Source organism: Stappia sp. (assembly GCF_048268045.1).
In the GTDB taxonomy this organism is placed as follows: Bacteria; Pseudomonadota; Alphaproteobacteria; order Rhizobiales; family Stappiaceae; genus Stappia.
Window position 1 is genome coordinate 395,865 of record NZ_JBLWWG010000003.1, and the last position, 18,581, is coordinate 414,445.

Sequence of the window (18,581 nt, forward strand, 5' to 3'; positions counted from 1 at the left end):
ATTCGCGCCGGTGACGGGGCTTGCCGTTTTCCAATACGGGGGGTTAACCCCTCGCGCGCTACCCTTCCTGCGCCAACAGGCCGGAAACCACCTGCAGACCCAGTCTTCGCGACGCGGAACGCCGCTCGACGCGAAGGCGACAAAGGACTGAAAGTCACCGCAATGCGCGTACTCATGGCCTGTGGGGCCTTTCCCCCGCACTTCGAAGGCGGAGCGCCCGTTTCGGCGCTGCTCGTCGCACGGATGCTGATGAGCGAAGGCCATGAGGTGCTCGTCCTGACGGTCGGCGACGAGGACTTGCGCGAGACCTACGAGGGCGTACGCGTCCACCGGATCGCCAGCACCAACATCGACTGGAACTACTGGAAACCCGGTCGTCCGCTGTGGAAGAAGGCGGTGTGGCACGTTCTGGAAAACGGAAATCCGCGCGCTTTTTCCGCCATGCGTCGAGAGATCGCCGAGTTCCGTCCGGATGTCCTGCTGACCGACAGCATCGAGAACATCAATGTGGCCTCCTGGGCGGCGGCCCACAGCGAGGGCATACCTGTCGCCCATACGCTGCGCAACGCCTTCCTCCTGTGCTGGCGCAGCGTCATGCAGAAGAACGGCCGCAATTGCGAGCCGCGCTGCCGGGAATGCGAGATCTCCTCGCTCGGCAAGCGTTTCTTTTCGCGCTGTGTCGATGCGGTGTGCGGAGAGACGCCGAGCATTGTCGCGCGCCATCTCGATGCGGGCTATTTCTCGCGCGCCGAGACCCGTTGCATCCCGGGCGTGATCGATGGCGACGTGGCTGCAACCTCGCGGCGCATGCCCGAGGGACGCCCGTTCCGGGTTGGCTTCATCGGCGTTCACCGGCCTTTCAAGGGGCTCGACGTTCTCGGCCGGGCAGCGCGCGATCTCGATTGCAAGCGGGCGGTCGAGTTCGTCATCGCCGGCACCGGAAAGCCGGAGGATGAACACACGATGCGCAAGGACTTTCCGTCGGAGCGCACCCGTTTCCTGGGCTGGGCGGATCCGGCCGAATTCTTCCCCGAGGTCGATCTCCTTGTCTTTCCCTCCGTCGGTCGCGAGGCTTTCGGCCGCGTCGCCATCGAGGCTTTTGCCCATGGCGTGCCGGTGATCGGGTCCGATCTCGGCGGCATTGCCGAGACCGTGAGCGATGGGAGCTCCGGCTTCCTCTTCCCGCCTGGAGATGCGGACGCGCTCGCGCGGCGGATCGCCGAGGTCGCGGATGATGCTGACCTCTACGAACGCCTCTCGGCCAATGCCCTCGCCGCGGCCGGTGCCTATCTGTGGCCGAAGATCGCCGCCGACTACACCGCGCTTCTGGAGCTTGCCGTCGACCGCGCGGCGCAGCAGGCGCGCAGTGAAGGCGAGAGGGCCGCTTCATGATCGCCCGCATCCGCACGGTCATCGCCGGCAAGGGATTCCAAAAGCTGTTCTGGTCGCTGGTCAGCCGGGGCAGCAGCACGGTGCTCAGCTTCGCGCTGCTCTTTGCCGCCAGTCATGCGCTCGATACCGAGGAATACGGTCTCTATATCTTCCTGTTTTCGGTCGGGTCGTCGCTCGGGCTGATCGCGGTGTTCGGCCAGCAGGTGCTGCTGGTGAAGCACTTTCGGCTGTCGACGCACGCAAAAGGCCAGACCAACCAGTCGATCCTCTATTACAACGCCGTCTGGCTCGCGATCGGCTGCGGTGGCCAGTTGCTCGCGGCACTTGGCATATGGGCTTTTGCCGGGCACCTGGCCTCGCCCTACAACGCGCTGCCGATCGCGCTTGTCTTTGGCGCGATCTTCACGCTGAGCGAATATCTGCAGAGCTATTTTTTGGTTCACGCGCGCATCGTGCTGGCGCTGGTGCCGCGCGAGAACCTGTGGCGGCTTTTGTGCAGCGTCGCGCTGGTCTTCCTCGCATGGGCCGGATTGCTGGAGGGCGGCGCCGAGGCCGCCGGCGTCGTCGCCGGCCTGCTGGCGCTGGTGGTCGGCTATCAGGTCGCCTGCTTCGTGGCCCAGGAGGGGCTTTCCTTCCTGCGCCAGAATACCGCCCGACGGGAAGTGCCGACACGGGAATGGCGTAAGGAGACGCTGAACTTCTCGGCGAACGGCTTCTTCCAGGCGGCCGCGCTCTATCTCGAGACGATCCTGATCGGCCTGTCCATCGGCCTCGACATAGCCGCCTTCTATTTCGTCGCCAACCGCATCGCCTCGCTGCTTATCCTGCCTGTCTTGGCCATCGACACGGTCGGCGTGCCGCTGATCTCGGCGCGGTTTCAGGAGCGCGACCACGACGGAGCCCAGCGTCTGGTGGCGATGCTGTCGGCGGGCAGTTTCGTTCTGGCGCTTGCCGGCGGCGTTTTCCTGTTCTTCGTCGGTCCCTTCGTGCTGCATCTCTTCGACCCGGCCTTCGTCGAACATTTCCCGGTGCTTGTGCTGCTGTCCGTCGGTGCGATCTGTCATGCATTCTTCGGCCCCGGCACCTGGCTGATGATGATCGGCGGCGGCGAAGGGTATCTGCTCAAGATCCGCAGCGTCGTCTTTTTGGTCTATCTCGGACTGCTCTATGTGCTCGGCGAGCACTACGGCCCGGAGGGCGTCGCCATCGCCGCGCTGGCGCAGCTTCTGGCGCTGCATCTGATCTCGCGGCGCTGGGTGATCCGCCACTGGAAGGTCGACAATGCGGCGACGACTTTCCTGACGCTGCGCTGGCGCGCGGCGCGCGTTCGGCGGGACGAGCCGCATGAGGGGGAGCGACAGGTGCGTACGGTGGGAGCCGGGGACAATGGGCATTCGTGAGCTGCTGACGGTGGCCGGCATGGTGCTCGCCCTGACGACGGCAATGCCGGCGGGCGCTGCGGAGTGTCTGCGCGGGGCCAATGCGGCCGGTGCCGAGTTCAGCGACGTTCTGCCCGGTGTCTTCGGCAAGAACTACACCTATCCTTCGACGAAGACGCTCACATATCTGCGCTCCAAGGGCATGAACGTTGTGCGCCTGCCGTTCCGCTGGGAGCGGCTGCAGAAGAAGCAGTTCGCCGCCTTCGACCAGGCGGAGTTGAAGCGCCTGCAGGACACGGTGGCGACGGCGACCGGTCTTGGCATGACCGTCGTGCTCGATCCCAGCAATTTCGCCAAGTATTACGGCGACCTCATCGGTTCGAAGGCCGTGCCGGTCGAGGCTTTCGCCGATTTCTGGCGCAAGCTCGGCAAGCTCTACGCCGGGCGCGAGGATGTCATCTATCTGATCATGAACGAGCCGGCCTACATCGACGCAAATGACTGGCTGCCCTCCGCCAATGCGGCAATCGCCGCCATCCGCGAGACCGGCGCCGACAATTTCCTGCTCGTGCCGGGTACGATCTGGACGGCTGCCGTCCACTGGTACGCCGACCAGCCGGGCGGCTCGAACGCCGAGGTGATGCGCGGCGTGGTCGATCCGATCGACCACTACGGCTTCGACATTCATCAGTATCTCGACGATGACTATTCGGGCACCAAGACCGCCTGCAACCGGGTCGGCGAGGCAATGGCGGCGCTGCGCAAGGTCACCGACTGGATGGAGGAGACCGGCAACCGCGCCTTCCTCGGGGAGTTCGGCGGTCACGCGCGCCCCGACTGCTACAGCGGGCTGGCGCAGGTCACGGGCTTTCTCAACTCGCGTCCGGACATCTGGGCCGGCTGGACGATCTGGGCGGCCGGCGACTGGTGGGGCGACTATCCGCTCTCCATCCAGCCGAATGACACCGGCGACCGCCCGCAGCTTGTCGCCATCGAGCGGCAGATCCCGCGCCTGAGCGCGGAGGAGAGGACCTGCAAGGCTCTGGAACGCCGATGACAGACATATCCGATATTCCGCTGCCGCCGCTGCGTCCCGTGACTTTCGCCGGGACGGCCGGGTTGCTGCATCTTCCGGCGCGGGAAGGTCATGCCGAGGTTGGCATCGTCATCGTTGAACCCTGGGGGTTCGACGCACTCTCCCTGCGTCGTGCCCTGCGTATTCTCGCCGACCGTCTTGCCGGTCTCGGGTATCCAGTGCTGCGCTATGACCAGCCGGGGTCGGGCGACGCATTGTCGACCGCGGCCGACGTGGTCGGACTTGACCCGTTCCGCGAGGCGCTGTCGTCCGCATGCGACACCTTGCAGGCGGAGACGGGCGTCGTCCGCGTCGCGGTGATCGGCCTCGGCCTCGGCGCGCCTCTTGCCGCCGAATGGGCGCGCGCCGCGCCGGAGACGGCCGCCGGCCTCGTTCTTCTTGCGCCGGTGCTGCGGGGCCGGGCATTCCTGCGCGAGCTTCAGCTGCGCGCGGCGATGATCGGCGAGATGACCGGCAGCCCGCCCGAAGTGGGCGAGGGGGAGGCGCTCGTCGTTGCCGGCCTGCCGATGTCGGCGGGCCTGGCCGACGAGCTGCGCGGTATGGCGTTGACGCCGGAAACTGTGCCCCAAGGGCTCGCGGTGCAGGTGCTGGCACGCCCGGATGCGTCGGCGGAGGAGGATTTCGCACGGGCGATCGGAGCGCGGCCGGGATGCAGCGGGGGGACATTTGCCGGCTATGCGGACGCCGTGTCCGATCCCACGCTCTCCGTGCCGCCTGAAGGCGATTGCACTGCGATCACGCGGTTTCTGGCGCGAAACATCCCGGTGCGCCGGAACGAGATGCCCGAAACCGCCCATCGCGCCATGACCGGCGTCGTTGGCGCGGTTCAGGCGGGGAACGGGTTTCGCGAGCGGTTTTGCGTGTTCGGCCCCGACGAGGCGCTGGTCGGGGTGTGGTGCGAGCCGACCCGTGTCACCGGCATGGCGCGGTGCGATGTGCGTCCGGTGATCCTCCTCGGCGCCGGCGGAAACCCGCGTGCCGGCTGGGCGCGCGGCGGCACCTTTGCCGCGCGCGTGCTGGCGCTGGCCGGCATTCCCTCGCTGCGCTTCGATCTCGCCGATGTCGGCGACAGCCGCGCCCGTGCGGCTGGGCCGGAGGTGGTTCACTACCACGGCGGGCAGGTGGCGGAGCTTTCAGCCGCGCTTGATCTTTGCCAGCTCTGGTGGGGCGGCGACGCGGCGGTGGTGGTTGGCTCCTGCGGCGGCGCCTATCTGGCACTCAACGGGGCGGTCGCCGACCCTCGGGTCGGCCATGTCATCGCCGTCAACCTGCAGCGCTTCCTGTGGGATCCGCGCGATGACGTCGGCGAGGTGCTGAGGCTTGGCAACGTTTCCGCCAGCGCCTATGGACGCAAGCTGTTCGACACGGAGAAGCTGCGCCGGCTTGTCGCCGGCAAGGTGGCGCTGGGCGCCATCGTCCTCGACCTGTCGCGGCGGGCGTTTCGCGAAAGCGAGCGTCGGCTTGCTCCCTGGCTCTTCGGCCTGTTGCCGTTCTCGCGCCTCTTCGCTCGGGTTCACCAGGGGCTGGCCAGCCTTGCCGCGCGAGACGTCAAGGTGGAGCTCGTCTTCAGCGAGGGTGACCCCGGCCTGGACCAGCTCGACATCTTCTTCGGCCGCAGCCATGCGCGGCTTGCCGCCTATCCCAATGTCTCGGTGATGACGCTCCCCGGCGCGGACCACAATCTGACCCATATCGCCGACCGCGCGCCGGTGCTGGCCCGTGCGGCCGCCGCAGCGCGCCGGGTGCAGTCCGCAAGCCGAATTCAGGCGGCGGAGTAGGAAACCGGATCGGCGTTGAGGGCGCGGACGGTTCCGCCAGGGCGTGCGTCGGTCCCGCCGTCGCGGGGCGAAAGCCGCAAGACGCGCTCCCGGCCCGGCGCGAGGTGGAACCAGTTGTCTTCCGGCAGGAACGCCTCGTCCAGGATCGCCACGCTGCGGGCAAGGCGGTCGGTGCTCAGGCAAAGCCTGTAGCCGCCGCCGTCTTCTGCCTCGACACGGGCCTCGATCCGGGCAGTGCCGGCCGGTTTCGCCCGACCAAGCGGGAAGTGGAAGGCCTCGTCCAGAAGCTCCCCCGTTTCCGCATCCTCCATCCAGACATGTACGCAGTCATGCGCCGGCGGTCCGAAACGGAACGCATGGGTGACATCGAAGAAGGCACCGATCAGGTCGGTTGCCGCGAGGCTTGCCGCGCCATGCGCATCGATGCCGATCTCGGTCTCGCCGCTGGCGATGGCAAGCGCGCCGTGCCTGAGGCAGGCCAGCCGCAGTTTCAGCCGGCGCGGGGCGGGCAGGTCGTTGGCGACGTGGATCGCGAGCCCGTTGGTGCCCTCGTCGGTCACGCTCAGGCGCAGCGGGGCGAAGGCGCGAGCGAGTGCGTGGAAGGCGGATTTCGGTTGCCCGTCGCAGGAAACCACGCCCCAGCCAGCGCCCGGCATCAGGTCCTGGAAGGTCCACACCAGCGCTCCCCGGCAGGAGGAACCGGGCCGCCGCCACTCAGCGAAGGTGGCTTCCATCACCTCGGCGACGGCGGCCCGGCCGTGATCGAGATAGGACGCCGGATCGCCGTAGCGCAGATCGAGCGGATCGACCCCGTAGAGATCGCGCACATAGTGGTCGCGCACATCCTCGAAGTCCCAGCCGACGTCGCGGTCGCGCGGCACGCCACGCTTCCAGTCCGGATGGTGACACGGCGCGGTTTCCGCGCCGGCCAGGCTGGCTGGCTCCGGCACGTTGGAAAACGCCAGGCACTCGCCGGCGAAGCGCACGTTTGCGCGGCGCGCGTCCTCCAGCGGCCTGCGGTAGGCACCGACGCCATAGTAATGGGCGATGCCGGCATTGGGCGAGAACGGAAGCGTGCCGCCGGAGGGCGAGTTCGCCACGTAGGGGACGTCCGGGCGGACGCGGGCGGCGACATCCGGCAGGATCTCCTCGGTGAGAGGTCCTTTCCAGCGGCTTTCCGGCAGACCCATCATGGCACCCTGCTGGTGCATCTCGCTGCCGCCGCAGATGACGGCGAGCGATGGGGCGAAGGAGCTTGCCGAAAGCAGGGCTTCCGTCTCGGCCCGCACGGTCTCGGCGAAGACCGGATCGGTTGCCGGGTAGTCGAGATTGGCGAAGGGCAGGTCCTGCCAGACGAGGATGCCGAGTTCGTCGCAGACCTCGAAGAAGGGGCGCGCCTCCGGCGCCATCGTCCCGCCGATCCGCAGCATGTTCATGTTGCCCTCGCGTGCAAGCCGCAGCCAGGGCAGATAGGCCTCGCGGGTGCCCGACAGCCCCGCGATGTCGGCCGAGGTCCAGACGGCGCCACGCGCGAAGACCGAAACGCCGTTGATGCGAAGGCCGAAGCCGGCGCCGTCGGCATCGCGCTCGACCTCGATCCGGCGGAAGCCGGTGCGGCCCAGCCGGTGGCGGTCGTCGCCGACGTCGAGCATCACGTCGTGGAGCGTCGGCGTTCCGTGGGTGTGCGGCCACCAGGGGGCGACGCCGGCAAGCTCCAGATGGGCGTGCAGGGTACCGGTCTCGTCCTCGACCAGATCGGCGCTGCCCCCTGCACAGGAGACGCGCGCGGATGCATCGCCCCGATAGCCGCGGCCCGGAGTGAAGCACACCGAAAGACGGCCCGTGCCGTCGGCGGCGAGATCGGCGAGGATACGAAGGCCGTGCAACAGCGTTTCGTCCTCGCGCACGAGCGCGACAGGCCGCCAGGGGCCGACAGCGTGGATCTCGGGGGACCAGCCGGGCATGTGACCGAGGAAGGTGGTACGCACCAGCCGCAGGCCCGGCTCGCAAACCAGTTTCGTCTTCCAGCGGGCGCGGGGGCCTTTTTTCTTCAGGTGGGGCGCGAGCGCGCGAAAGCAGAAAATGAGTTCGGCGGGTCCGTCCAGATCGACCAGAACTTCGCAAGGGGCGTACATGCTGTCGGAAATGAGGATCGGCGCGCCGTCGAGCCACGCCTCGCAGATCGTTGCCAGTCCCTCGGCGACAAGCCGGTGCCGTCCGGCGCGGGCAGGCGCCACCTGACAGCGGTACCAGACATCCTTGTCGTGAAGCGGCATGGGCGCGGTGCGGTCAAACCGGCCGGCGCGCTCCAGCGCCTCGGCCGCCGTGCCCGGCACGCAGGCCGGCAGCCAGTCGGCCGCATCAGTGATGTCGGCAGGTTCGCACCACTGGCCTGCGGGCAGCACCGCGAGCTGCCATTGCGCGTCGGCGAGAAGGTCCGTCGTGGCGCTGGTCACTGAGGGATCCGGCATGGCGCGCGTCAGGCCGCGCGGCCGTGCGCCGGCCCGGCGTCAAGCTTTCCGGCCAGGCCGCTCATCAGCGCATCCCATGATTCCGCCGCGGGATCGAGGGCGGCGGCAAGGCCGGCGTAACGCTTGCGGGCAAGGGCGCGGGCAAGCTGGAACTGGATGGTCTTGCAGGTCTCCGCGATCCTGCGCGCGGCTTCCGCCTCGTCGGCCAGTTCGCTGCCCGATGCACTGTCGTCCGCGAGCCAGGCCAGGTGACTGGCGGCGAGCTCGAAATTCGCCCCTGCCTGGCGCAGCGTGTTGAAGGCGTATTTGTGGAAGTCCTCGAAGGGACGTTCGGCCAGTGCCGCGATCTGGGCCTCGAACACCGTCTTGTAGGCAAGGAACGGGTTTTCGCTCGCACGGCGGGCGAAATGGTCGGCGAGCAACTTGCGCGCCACGATCCTCGGATCGCCCTCCGGCGCGGAGGCCGGGAACTTGGCGAACTCGGTGTAGGGCAGCAGGGGCAGGGGCTGCGCATGGATGCCGCGCTGGAACACGCCGTCGAAATCCTCTCCGGACAAGGCGAAGAAGCCGCCGTTGTGGAAGTAGCGCAGGCGTTTGGCGGCAAGGTCGAGCGCGGTGATCGCGACCGTCGTCTTGCCATGCTCGATGCGGTAGCTCACCCCTTGCGTATCGGGCAGGAAGAAGCTGTCGACCTCAACGAGGCACAGCCGGCCGCGCGCGATCTGCACCGCGACGTGGTTTTCGACTGGTTCGTAGACGGCAAGTTCCGTGGCGCGGATGCCATAGAGCCGCTCAAGGTCTTCCAGCGGCACCTTGAAGAAGGTGAACTGGTCGCCCTCGAAGTCCTGCGTCAGCGTGAAACCGAGCATGGCGAGCGGATCGAGGCCGAGACCGTTCAGCACCTCGATCCACAGATCGACATAGCAGTTTGTCTCCGGCCAGATGCGGTCGGCCGAATGCAGGGCGTGCGGCTGGTACCCGTCCGGCGACAGGCGCGCGAGGCGGTCGAACATTGCCTTCAACCCCAGAGCGCGGTCTTGACCGGAGCCGGCCAGTCGGCGGTGTCCAGCCCGTGACGGGCGAACAGCGCCAGCGCGATCCGCTCGAGCCCGAAGCCGACGCAGCCGGTATGGGCGGTCTCGCCGTCCGCGGTCTCAAGACCCCAGGTTTCGCCGAAATGATCCTGATGATAGTTGAAGCTGAGGCAGGCGGTCTTGTTGGCCGCAGAGGTCACTGGGATCAGCAGCTCGAACTTCAGCTTCTGCTCGCGCTGGCTGTTGCCCATCATCTTGCCGGCCCGTCCGAAGAACGGGTCGTTGGCGGTGTCCAGCTCCGGCTCCAGGCCGACGGCGGCGATCAGCTTCTGCCCGCGTTCCATCCAGTCGGCGCGGAACTCCATCACCTCATCGGGCGTGCCCATGCGCACGAACTCGCGCATGCGGAAGAGCTGCATGCGGGCTGGGTCCTTGGAGGGTTCGTGGCGGAAGCAGTAGGACTGCAGGTCGAAGAGACCACCGCCGGCGGGCAGCGGTCCGCGCCGGGCAATCACCGGATACAGCGGATAGCAGGCGGCCGGCGTCAACACGACATCGGTGGCCTTCTGCCCCTCGGTCCAGTCGCCGCCTTCGCCGATGCACTGCAGCAGGTTCATGTGGTCGAGTTCGCAGCCGCAAAAGCTGTGCACCGTGCCGGCAAGCTGCGGAAAGCTCTTCATGTAGCCCGAGCCTTCGAAGTGGGCGCGGTTCATGCCCGGCGGAAAGCGGATCGCCTCCGGCTTGGCCTCGGCCGGCGCATGGGCGTCGATCAGGCGTTCGAAACCGGAAATGACGCTCTCGAAGGCACCGCTGCGGCCGTAGAGGCCGTCGACGCCCGTGTCGATGAGGAGCCCCGCGTCGAAAAGCCGGTCGAGCAGGCTGGTCTGCATGTCCATCGTGTCCCCCTCCTCAGCCCAGAAGGCTGGTATCCTGTTTGTGGACGAGCAGCATGGTCGACGTATTGCCGAGAATGCGGTCGTTCGAGATCATGAGCTGGGCGGAATGGGCATCGCGCAGGTGCCGGCCGAGGCTGAACGGGGTGCCGTTCTTGTAGCCGAGGATTCCGCAGATCAGCATGCAATGATTGATGATGGTGAGGATCGTTTGCGAACTGGCGATCTTCAGGTTGTTCATGGCGACGGCGAAGCTCATCGAGGAGAGTTTGTCCTCATCGGTTCGCGCGGCCTCGTATCTATCGAGCGCGGCGACGACGCTGGCCTTCACGCCTTGCAGCAGGCTTGAGGCTTCTGCCAGACGCAGCGCGCCGGGGGGCGCCATATCGGGCGCGCGGCGCGCTGCGGCGCGAACAAAGGCCTGGGCGCGGGCGAAGGCGTCGGCGGATATGCCGTACCAGACGGCGCTCCACAGGATGTGCGAATAGGCGAGCATCGACTGTGCGGCGATCTCGGCGAAGGGCTTTGGCAGTATCTGTTCCGCCGGAGCCTCGCCGCGGAAGACAAAGCCATCGGACCGGGTACCGCGCATGCCGAGCGTGTCCCAGTCGTGGGTCTTCTCCAGAGTGTACTGGTCCTTGAGGAAGACCGTCATCACCTGGTCGCTGGCGGCGGCGTCCACATGGGCGCGCGAGGTGACGAGGATGGCGTCGGCCATCTCGGCGTAGGAGATCACCGTGGCGTTCTTCTCGAGCAGGCAGGTGCCTGCGGAAACTTCGACCGCGCAGATCGAGTTGCGCAGGTTGCCGCCGATGCCGCCTTCGGTCGTCGCCGAGGCGAGCAGAAGCTGCTCGCCGGCGATCCGCTCCATGAAGGAACGATGCCAGGAAGCTTCCTCGCCATGGGTGATGAGGCTCGACACCTTGATCTGGTGCATGGCGAAAATCATTGCCGAGGAAGCGCAGGCCTGGCCGAGAATGGCGCAGAGTTCGGCAATGTCGCCAACGCTGGCACCGTCACCCCCGAGCCCGGTGGGAATGTGGGAGCCGAGAAGGCGCTCGGCGCGCAGTGCTGAAACGGCCTCGGAGGGGAAACGTCCGGCCGCATCCACATCGTCGGCATGGACGGCGGCGATTGCGGCCACCCGGCGCATCCGCGCGCCAAGGTCGGTTGCCGAAGCGGATGCGTGGATGTTCATCACGCCGCCCTTTGCTCGCCGGTCAGTTCGTCGACCGTCGTGGTGATCATGGCGATGCTGGAGAAGGTCTTGCGGTTCAGCCGGTTCTCGGGGAACTCGATGTCGAAGGCTTCCTCGATCGCCAGCATGAGCTGGACGGAGGCGAAGGAGGACAGCCCCGCCGCATAGAGATCGGCATCCTCGGCAAGTGAGGTTGCGTCAACCGGCAGCTTGCCGTGCTTTTCGATGATTGATCGAATGGTCGTCGCGGTCGACATGTCCCGCCCTCCTCAAAATCCATGGTTGCTGCGATCATGGCCGGAATTTCTATGCCGGCGCTGTAAACGCCTGATTTCTGCCAGACCCGCGTTGACGATCTCTAAAATTGCCGCGAATTTCACAAGGCGCTGGTCTTGTGGTTAACACAGTCTTTACTTGATTGTCAGTGAGGCATGCCGGTGCGCCGCCCCTTCAGTCGGGAGCCTTCGGCATGCGTTTTAATTGACCGTCCGGTCGTTCAATTATTATATGGATGCCTGAGAGATTGACGCCGGTACCGCTGCCAACGAAAACGGTGCCGGACATTCGAAGTGCCCGGTGGGAGGGAAGCATATGCGTCATGCCTATATCGTCGACTACATCCGCACGCCGATCGGCCGGTTCGGCGGCGCGCTGTCGAGCGTGCGCGCCGACGATCTCGGCGCGGTGCCGATTCGCGCGCTGATCGAGCGCAACGCAAAGGTCGACTGGGCCCGCGTCGATGACGTGATCTACGGCTGCGCCAATCAGGCGGGCGAGGACAACCGCAATGTGGCGCGCATGGCTGCGCTGCTCGCGGGGCTGCCGGTCGATGTGCCCGGTACCACCGTCAACCGCCTGTGCGGCTCGGGCATGGATGCGGTCATTCTTGCCGCCCGCTCGATCCGCGCCGGCGAGGCCGACCTGATGATCGCCGGCGGCGTCGAGAGCATGTCGCGCGCGCCTTTTGTCATGCCCAAGGCCGAAACCGCCTTCTCACGTCATGCCGAGATCCATGACACGACCATCGGCTGGCGGTTCGTCAATCCGGTGATGAAGGCGCAGTACGGCATCGATTCCATGCCGGAGACGGGCGAGAACGTCGCCGAGGACTTCGCGGTCTCGCGCGAGGATCAGGATGTTTTCGCCGCCCGCTCGCAGGCGCGCGCCGTCGCTGCCCAGGAGAACGGCCGTCTTGCCCGTGAGATCGTTCCCGTGACCATCCCCCAGCGCAAGGGCGATCCGGTGGTGGTGGACACCGATGAGCATCCCCGTGCGGGCACCACGGCGGAGAAGCTTGCCAAGCTGCCGACGCCGTTTCGCAAGGGCGGCTCCGTCACCGCTGGCAACGCCTCCGGCGTCAACGACGGCGCGGCCGCCCTGCTTATTGCCTCGGAAGAGGCGGTGAAGGCCTACGGCCTGACGCCGATTGCCCGGGTTACCGGCGGCGCGGCCGCCGGCGTCCCGCCGCGCATCATGGGCATCGGCCCGGTGCCGGCGACGCGCAAGCTGATGGCCCGTCTCGGCCTCGGCATCACCGATTTCGATGTGATCGAGCTCAACGAGGCCTTTGCGGCGCAGGGACTTGCCGTCCTGCGCGAGCTCGGCGTTGCCGACGATGCCGAGCATGTCAATCCGAACGGCGGTGCCATCGCGCTTGGCCATCCGCTCGGCATGTCGGGTGCGCGCATTCTCGGCACCGCCGCGCTTGAGATGAACGACCGCGGCGCGGCGCGGGCCTTGGCCACCATGTGCATCGGCGTCGGCCAGGGCATTGCCTGCGCCATCGAGAAGGCGTGAGCGCCTGAGGTCTTTGGGCGGCGCGAGCGATCGCGCCGCCTTTTTCATACGCGGGGCAGGGCTGCGAGGTCGCGGTGGCCGACCCGTGTCACCAGCCTGCCGGCGGCGATCTGGTCGTGTCGCAAGGCCTGCCAGCGCGAGATGTCGGCATCCGGGGCGCCTGTCTCACGCGCGGCACCGGCCCAGCCATCGACCAGCATTTTCTGAAACGCGGCCTCGCCAGGCAGCGCCTCCCAGTCGGAAGGACCCTGCGTGACCAGGAAACCGGCCTGGGCGAAGGTCTCGACAGCATGGGCGTGGGCATCCGGGCCGAGCGCCGGACCGAACCCCTTGTCGCGCCCCTGATGGGTGCGCATCGCGGCCTCGATCCGGCCGTCGAGCGGGTCGGCGGGGGAGAGCGATTGTCGGCCGTCGAAGGTCAGCATGGCCAGGAACGGCAGGCGGCTTGCGCGAAGTGTCGCCGCCAGTGCGGCTGTCCACCCGCCGGAGACGAGATCGAGAAAGGCGGACGTCGTCACTCCGTCGACGCCCTCGAGAAGAGATGCTGGAAGACCGGCGGAAAGGTCCGCCGACACGGTCTCGATGACGAGGCCGTCCGCCGTTGCGCGTCGCTCGGCTTCCGCGATCAGCGCGGGATCATGTTCGGCGAAGCGCCAGATGGTGTCTTGCGGGCAATGCGGCGCGAGCGCACGCGCCGTCGCCCCGGTACCGGCCCCGAGATCGAGAAGGCGGAGCGGGGAAGCCCTGGAGTTTTCGGTGAGAAATGCCAGGAAAGCGTCGCGCACGGTGGTGTTGCGCGCCCTGAGGTCCACCGGTTCGCGCGCGGCGAGCCAGTCCGTCGAAAAACCACTCATGCGGATGTCTCCCGTGTCAGGCCTTCAAGGAGCGCCGCCACCTTGTGCGCCTGTTCATCCCAGCCGGGCAGTCCGGCCGCGTGCCGGCGCGCCGCATGTCCCATGGCAATGCGCCGCTCGGGATCGGCGAGGAGGTCGCGGATCGCCTCTGCAACCCCGTCGATGTCGCCATTGCCAAGCACAATGCCGGCCTCTGCGGGCACAGTGTCGCGCACCGCGCCTTCGCCCGTCGCGACAATCGGAAGGCCCGCTGCCATCGCCTCGACGAAAGCGATGCCGTAGCCCTCGTAGAGCGTGGTGAGCACGAAGAGGTCCGCCTGGGCGTAGAGCCGGTCGATCTGCGGGCGTGGCAGCGCGCCGTGCAGGAATACCCGTCCGGCGAGACCGCTGTCGGTGACGCGTGCGCGCAGCATGGCGGCGTGACACGGGTCGAAGCCGTCGCTGCCGGCGACATCGAGCCGGAAGGGCCCCTCCAGACCCGCGAGCGCGGCGAGCAGGGTCGGATAGTCCTTGCGCGGAACCAGCGATCCGACGGCAACGAGACGCGGGACGGAAGATGCCGCCCTCTCGGCCTTCGGGGGAAGCGCGACCGGTCCTGCACCCGGCCGGGCACCCGGCTCGACGACCAGGATGGTCTCCTCCGCCACGCCGAAGTCGCCGGAAACGATCCGAGCCGTGGCCGGGCTGGTGACGATCACGCGCCGGGCAAGGGCGAGGGCTGCCGTTTCCTGCGCATGCAGCCTTGCCGCGTTGTCCCGGGCAAGGCCGCTCTCCAGGGCGAGCGGGTGATGGACCAGAGCGACGATGCAAAGCCGCTCGGCATGGGGGGCCGCTATCTCGTCGAGCACGCCATAGGCAAGCCCGTCGACGAGCACGGCCTGCCCGTCGGCGAGGCTCTCGAACGCGCTTCGCGCCCGGTTCAGCGCGTCGGGTGCGGGAGCCGGATAGCCGGACCCGAGGGAGACGGTCTCGACGCTGATTCCGGCGTGCCGGAGCGCATCGACAAGCGCCCGGTCGTAGACATAGCCGCCGGTGGGTGTGTCGAGTGTGCCGGGGTGAAGGAACACAAGGTCGGCGGAACGCCCGCCCGACATCAGATCTCGCCTTCGTACCAGGCGCGCGCAACGTGGGATTCGTGCAGCGTGACGCGGATGGCGTGCAATTCGCCAGCCGGTCGGCCGAGCCGGTCGGCACGGGCGGCCGTTGCGAGCGCCTCGAAGATGTGCCGGGTCAGAAATTCGGTCGTGGTGTTCTTGCCGGCGAATTCGGGAACCTCGTCGAGGTTGCTGAAGTTGAGCGGCGCGAGCACTTCCTTGAGCACCTCATGGGCGCGGCCGATGTCGATGACGATGCCGTTGTCGTCGAGATCGCGCGCCATAACGGCGGCGTCGACGACGAAGGTCGCCCCGTGCATCTTCTGGGCCGGGCCGAACACCTCGCCCTTGAAGGAATGGGCGATCATGATGTGGTCGCGGACTTCTACGGCGTGCATGCGGTCGTCTCCATCGGGAAAAGCGTGTCGTGTCGGGCTGGGGGTGGCTCAGGCCGGTGCGCCGCTGCCGTCCTCCGCGTAGGGATGGACGATCGGCTGGGCGAGCATGCCGGAGGCCCCCGACAGGAGGTCCGGCAGGCGCGCCGGCGCATCCTGAAGTGAAATCGGTTCGCAAAGCATCATGTCGAGCACCGGGTCACGCAAAAGTGACAGGGCCGCCTCCATGCGCCGGCGGTAGCTCCAGCGCACACGGCGTTGCGGGGGAACCTGTCCCACCTGGCTCGACTTGAGGACAAGCCGCCTGCTGTGGAACGCCCCGCCGAGCGGCGCGGCGACCGGCCGGTCGCCATACCAGCTCATCTCCAGCACCGTCGCCTCCATTCCCGCCAGCGCCAGCGCGGTCGCGAGCCCGTCCGGGTGGCCGCTGGCATGGATGACGAGATCCTGCTCGCCGGGCGCATCGCCGGGCAGGCAGAAGTGTGCGCCAAAAGCCCGGGCGAGAGGCGCGCGCGCGGGATCGATGTCGATCACGCTCACCCGTGTCGCCGGTATCCGGGCGCAGAGCCGGGCGACGAGAAGACCGACGACACCGCCGCCGACCACGGCAATGTGATCGCCAGGTGAGGCGTTCGCGTCCCATATCCCGTTGAGCGCGGTCTCCATGTTGGCGACAAGGATGGCGCGCGTCGCCGGAATGTCCTCGGGCACGGGGACCAGCGCATCGGCTGGAAGATCAAAGAGGGACTGGTGGGGATGAAGCGCAAAGACGGTCTGGCCGATGCGGGAAGGATCGCCCTCGATCACCCTGCCGACGGCGGCATAGCCGTATTTGACCGGAAAGGGGAAGTCGCCGTCCTGAAACGGCGCGCGCATGCGTTGCCATTCGCTTTCTGGCACCTTGCCGGCCAGCACCAGCCTTTCGGTGCCGGCGCTGACGCCGGAAAACAGCGTCACGACGCGCAAGGATCCCTCCGCCAACTGGCCAAGCGCCTGTTGGCGCAGTTCCAGCACATGCGGAGCGACGGCCCACAATGCGGTTGCGCGATCGGGAATATTCGCGTCCATGCTGCGCTGCGTCACAAATCCTCCTTAGTCCATCGTGAGGTATAGCGCATCCGGAACGCTTCGCCAGTCGTAGGGACAAACGGGTTCGCGGAAAAAGGGCAAGAACACATGTCTGTGGAAGGGGCCTCGCGGTTTGAGGATCTGAACTGTTCGCAAGACCCGGGATCGGCGGCCGACCATCGGCCGCTCGACGCCGGCCGGCTGCGGCTGCGGCGTCTGGCCTTTGGCGCTCTCGTCGTCTCGAGCGCGGCCGCGCTCACGGCGCTGCTTGCCCTCAGCTTCTCCGGAAATGGCATTTCGGCCGGCGAATGGCTGATGATCGGCTGCTTCCTGCTCACCTTGCCGTGGACGGTGATCGGTTTCTGGAACGCCACCATCGGTCTGGCGCTCATGCGTTTGAGCCGCGATCCGGTGGCGGCGGTCTGCCCGCTTGCACGGGGCGATGCCGGCGTCGCCAGCACCGCCTCGACGGCGATCCTCTCTTGCGTGCGCAACGAGGATGTCGAGGCCGTGTGCACCCGTCTCGAGGCGATGGTCGCCGATCTCGTCCGCGCCGGTCGCGGGCAGGGCTTCGCGCTCTACGTCCTGAGCGACACCAATGACGCCGTGATCGCCTGCCGCGAGGAGGAGGTCTTCGCCGACCTCGCCCGCCGCTGGGAGGGCGAGATGCGCGTGACCTACCGGCGCCGGGCGGACAATCCCGGCTTCAAGGCCGGCAACATCCGCGATTTCCTCGAGCGCTGGGGCGCGAACCACGATTACGCACTGGTGCTCGACGCGGACAGCTTCATGGGAGCGGCCGCGATCCTCGATCTGGTCGCCAGGATGGACGCAAATCCGCGCCTCGGCATTCTGCAGACGCTTGTCGTCGGCATGCCCGCGTCGAGCGCTTTTGCGCGCGTCTTCCAGTTCGGCATGCGCCTCGGCATGCGTTCCTACACGTTGGGAAGCGCCTGGTGGCAGGGCGATTGCGGTCCCTACTGGGGCCACAACGCGTTGATCCGTATCGCGCCCTTCGAGGCTCATTGCCATCTGCCGGTGCTTCCCGGAAAGGGGCCGCTGTCCGGCTGGGTGCTGAGCCACGACCAGGTCGAGGCGGTGCTGATGCGCCGCGCCGGCTACGAGGTCCGTGTGGTTCCGGCAGAAACGCAGAGCTTCGAAGAGAACCCGCCCAACATGCTGGAGTTCATCCGCCGCGAACTGCGCTGGTGTCAGGGCAATCTCCAGTACCTCAAGCTGCTCGGGCTGCGCGGATTGCCGCTCGTCAGCCGCATACAGCTCGTGCTGGCGATCCTGATGTTCGTCTCCGCCCCGGCGTGGCTGGCCTTCATGCTCATCGGTGCCGGGCTCGTGACCTTCGGCGGCGCGCAGATGATCGCCTTCGACGCGGCGACCGGCCTGACGCTCTTCATCACCATCCTGACCATGATCTTCGCCCCGAAGATCGCCACGGTTTTCGACATTCTCGCCGACGCTCGCCTGCGGAAGGCCTTCGGCGGTGCGCCGCGCATCGTCGCCGGCGCGCTGTCGGAGATCGTGTTCGCGATGCTGATGGCGCCGATCATTGCCGTTGCCGTCACGCTCTTTGTCGCCGGCCTGCCGTTTGGCAAGGCCATCGGCTGGGGCGCGCAGATCCGCGACAGCCGCGCACTGCCGGCGGGTCTTTGCGCGGCGAAGCTCTGGCCGCAGACCCTCTTCGGCCTGGCCGGGTTCGCCTGGGCCTTTTCCCTGTCGCCGGATCTGGTGTGGCCGATGCTGCCGGTGATCCTGGGACCGGCGCTGGCCGTTCCTCTCGCCATTGGCACCTCGGGTCCGCGCGCCGGCGCCCTGGCGCTGGCCAGTGGCCTGTGGCGGCTGCCGGAGGAGACGGCGCCGGCTGAATGCCTGCTGCCGCTGCAACTCCCCGCCCACGCCTCCATGGGTGTGTCCTTCTTCAAGGGGGAGATCGGCAAGGCGGAGGCCTGACCCCGCCGCCAGGCGGCGGTGGCGGCAGGTCGGGCCGGGCTCGCGCGGGCGTGATGCGCGGCGATGCACCGCTCAACCGCCTGTGATTTGTGCGGAGGCCGGTGCCCGGACATTGTGAGCGGGACGAAAGCGCCGACGAGGTCGGCCGCGCCCGTCCGATCCGGTGC

General features: G+C 67.5%; 15 protein-coding genes. 6 read left to right on the top strand and 9 right to left on the bottom strand.

Features of this window, described 5'->3' with window-relative positions:
* Positions 1-162: 162 nt before the first annotated feature.
* The 4 genes from ACN0WF_RS06905 to ACN0WF_RS06920 are packed head-to-tail and all read left to right on the top strand — an operon-like array spanning position 163 to position 5,645.
* Positions 163-1,392 (top strand): glycosyltransferase family 4 protein, encoded by a 1,230-nt coding sequence (locus ACN0WF_RS06905; RefSeq protein ID WP_417772067.1) that lies wholly within the window; start codon positions 163-165, stop codon positions 1,390-1,392.
* On the top strand, positions 1,389-2,792 hold the full coding sequence (locus tag ACN0WF_RS06910; RefSeq protein ID WP_417772068.1) for a lipopolysaccharide biosynthesis protein: 1,404 nt from the start codon (positions 1,389-1,391) through the stop codon (positions 2,790-2,792). Before ACN0WF_RS06905 ends, ACN0WF_RS06910 begins: the two co-directional genes overlap by 4 nt.
* The gene (locus ACN0WF_RS06915) at positions 2,779-3,828 is read left to right on the top strand and encodes a glycoside hydrolase family 5 protein (RefSeq protein ID WP_417772069.1); all 1,050 of its coding nucleotides are present in this window, start codon (positions 2,779-2,781) and stop codon (positions 3,826-3,828) included. Before ACN0WF_RS06910 ends, ACN0WF_RS06915 begins: the two co-directional genes overlap by 14 nt.
* Positions 3,825-5,645 carry a serine aminopeptidase domain-containing protein gene (locus tag ACN0WF_RS06920; RefSeq protein ID WP_417772070.1) on the top strand — a complete coding sequence of 607 codons (1,821 nt, stop codon included), beginning with the start codon at positions 3,825-3,827 and terminating at the stop codon, positions 5,643-5,645. The genes ACN0WF_RS06915 and ACN0WF_RS06920 overlap by 4 nt, the downstream gene beginning before the upstream one ends.
* On the opposite strand, the gene ACN0WF_RS06925 is transcribed toward ACN0WF_RS06920, so the two are convergent.
* The 5 genes from ACN0WF_RS06925 to ACN0WF_RS06945 are packed head-to-tail and all read right to left on the bottom strand — an operon-like array spanning position 5,630 to position 11,498.
* Positions 5,630-8,101, bottom strand: coding sequence for a glycosyl hydrolase 2 galactose-binding domain-containing protein (locus tag ACN0WF_RS06925; RefSeq protein ID WP_417772071.1), 2,472 nt, complete (start codon positions 8,099-8,101; stop codon positions 5,630-5,632). The two genes, ACN0WF_RS06920 and ACN0WF_RS06925, sit on opposite strands and share 16 nt — an antisense overlap.
* Before the next feature lie 23 nt (positions 8,102-8,124).
* A complete protein-coding gene (locus ACN0WF_RS06930) occupies positions 8,125-9,144 on the bottom strand; it encodes a DUF1839 family protein (RefSeq protein ID WP_417772159.1) in 1,020 nt (339 codons plus the stop codon).
* The gene (locus ACN0WF_RS06935; protein WP_417772072.1) at positions 9,135-10,046 is read right to left on the bottom strand and encodes an amino acid--[acyl-carrier-protein] ligase; all 912 of its coding nucleotides are present in this window, start codon (positions 10,044-10,046) and stop codon (positions 9,135-9,137) included. Before ACN0WF_RS06935 ends, ACN0WF_RS06930 begins: the two co-directional genes overlap by 10 nt.
* Before the next feature lie 13 nt (positions 10,047-10,059).
* Positions 10,060-11,241 (bottom strand): acyl-CoA dehydrogenase family protein, encoded by a 1,182-nt coding sequence (locus ACN0WF_RS06940; RefSeq protein ID WP_417772073.1) that lies wholly within the window; start codon positions 11,239-11,241, stop codon positions 10,060-10,062.
* Entirely contained in the window at positions 11,241-11,498 is a 258-nt protein-coding gene (locus tag ACN0WF_RS06945) for an acyl carrier protein (protein ID WP_417772074.1), read from the bottom strand. Before ACN0WF_RS06945 ends, ACN0WF_RS06940 begins: the two co-directional genes overlap by 1 nt.
* Before the next feature lie 334 nt (positions 11,499-11,832).
* Between ACN0WF_RS06945 and pcaF the strand changes: the two genes are divergently transcribed.
* Complete coding sequence (pcaF, locus tag ACN0WF_RS06950; RefSeq protein ID WP_417772075.1) at positions 11,833-13,038, top strand: 3-oxoadipyl-CoA thiolase; 1,206 nt, start codon at positions 11,833-11,835, stop codon at positions 13,036-13,038.
* Between the two features lie 44 nt (positions 13,039-13,082).
* Here pcaF and ACN0WF_RS06955 read toward each other — a convergent pair whose 3' ends face one another.
* Genes ACN0WF_RS06955 through ACN0WF_RS06970 form a run of 4 tightly spaced genes read right to left on the bottom strand, consistent with a single transcriptional unit; the run spans position 13,083 to position 16,464 of the window.
* Positions 13,083-13,892: a class I SAM-dependent methyltransferase gene (locus tag ACN0WF_RS06955; RefSeq protein WP_417772076.1), complete on the bottom strand. Its 810-nt coding sequence runs from the start codon at positions 13,890-13,892 to the stop codon at positions 13,083-13,085.
* Positions 13,889-14,986: a glycosyltransferase family 4 protein gene (locus tag ACN0WF_RS06960; RefSeq protein WP_417772077.1), complete on the bottom strand. Its 1,098-nt coding sequence runs from the start codon at positions 14,984-14,986 to the stop codon at positions 13,889-13,891. Before ACN0WF_RS06960 ends, ACN0WF_RS06955 begins: the two co-directional genes overlap by 4 nt.
* Entirely contained in the window at positions 14,986-15,384 is a 399-nt protein-coding gene (locus ACN0WF_RS06965) for a 6-pyruvoyl trahydropterin synthase family protein (protein WP_417772078.1), read from the bottom strand. The genes ACN0WF_RS06960 and ACN0WF_RS06965 overlap by 1 nt, the downstream gene beginning before the upstream one ends.
* 48 nt (positions 15,385-15,432) lie before the next feature.
* Positions 15,433-16,464, bottom strand: coding sequence for a zinc-dependent alcohol dehydrogenase (locus tag ACN0WF_RS06970; protein ID WP_417772079.1), 1,032 nt, complete (start codon positions 16,462-16,464; stop codon positions 15,433-15,435).
* 93 nt (positions 16,465-16,557) lie between these two features.
* On the opposite strand from ACN0WF_RS06970, the gene mdoH reads away from it, so the two are divergent.
* Positions 16,558-18,414 carry a glucans biosynthesis glucosyltransferase MdoH gene (mdoH, locus tag ACN0WF_RS06975; protein WP_417772080.1) on the top strand — a complete coding sequence of 619 codons (1,857 nt, stop codon included), beginning with the start codon at positions 16,558-16,560 and terminating at the stop codon, positions 18,412-18,414.
* The last annotated feature ends 167 nt before the right edge of the window (positions 18,415-18,581 follow it).

Coding starts and splice junctions, on each gene's coding strand:
- ACN0WF_RS06910 (WP_417772068.1), top strand. CDS start 1,389: ATGATCGCCCGCATCCGCACGGTCATCGCCGGCAAGGGATTCCAAAAG.
- mdoH (WP_417772080.1), top strand. CDS start 16,558: ATGTCTGTGGAAGGGGCCTCGCGGTTTGAGGATCTGAACTGTTCGCAA.
- ACN0WF_RS06960 (WP_417772077.1), bottom strand. CDS start 14,986: ATGTCGGGCGGGCGTTCCGCCGACCTTGTGTTCCTTCACCCCGGCACA.
- ACN0WF_RS06940 (WP_417772073.1), bottom strand. CDS start 11,241: ATGAACATCCACGCATCCGCTTCGGCAACCGACCTTGGCGCGCGGATG.
- ACN0WF_RS06905 (WP_417772067.1), top strand. CDS start 163: ATGCGCGTACTCATGGCCTGTGGGGCCTTTCCCCCGCACTTCGAAGGC.
- ACN0WF_RS06955 (WP_417772076.1), bottom strand. CDS start 13,892: ATGAGTGGTTTTTCGACGGACTGGCTCGCCGCGCGCGAACCGGTGGAC.
- ACN0WF_RS06920 (WP_417772070.1), top strand. CDS start 3,825: ATGACAGACATATCCGATATTCCGCTGCCGCCGCTGCGTCCCGTGACT.
- ACN0WF_RS06915 (WP_417772069.1), top strand. CDS start 2,779: ATGGGCATTCGTGAGCTGCTGACGGTGGCCGGCATGGTGCTCGCCCTG.
- pcaF (WP_417772075.1), top strand. CDS start 11,833: ATGCGTCATGCCTATATCGTCGACTACATCCGCACGCCGATCGGCCGG.
- ACN0WF_RS06965 (WP_417772078.1), bottom strand. CDS start 15,384: ATGCACGCCGTAGAAGTCCGCGACCACATCATGATCGCCCATTCCTTC.
- ACN0WF_RS06935 (WP_417772072.1), bottom strand. CDS start 10,046: ATGGACATGCAGACCAGCCTGCTCGACCGGCTTTTCGACGCGGGGCTC.
- ACN0WF_RS06945 (WP_417772074.1), bottom strand. CDS start 11,498: ATGTCGACCGCGACGACCATTCGATCAATCATCGAAAAGCACGGCAAG.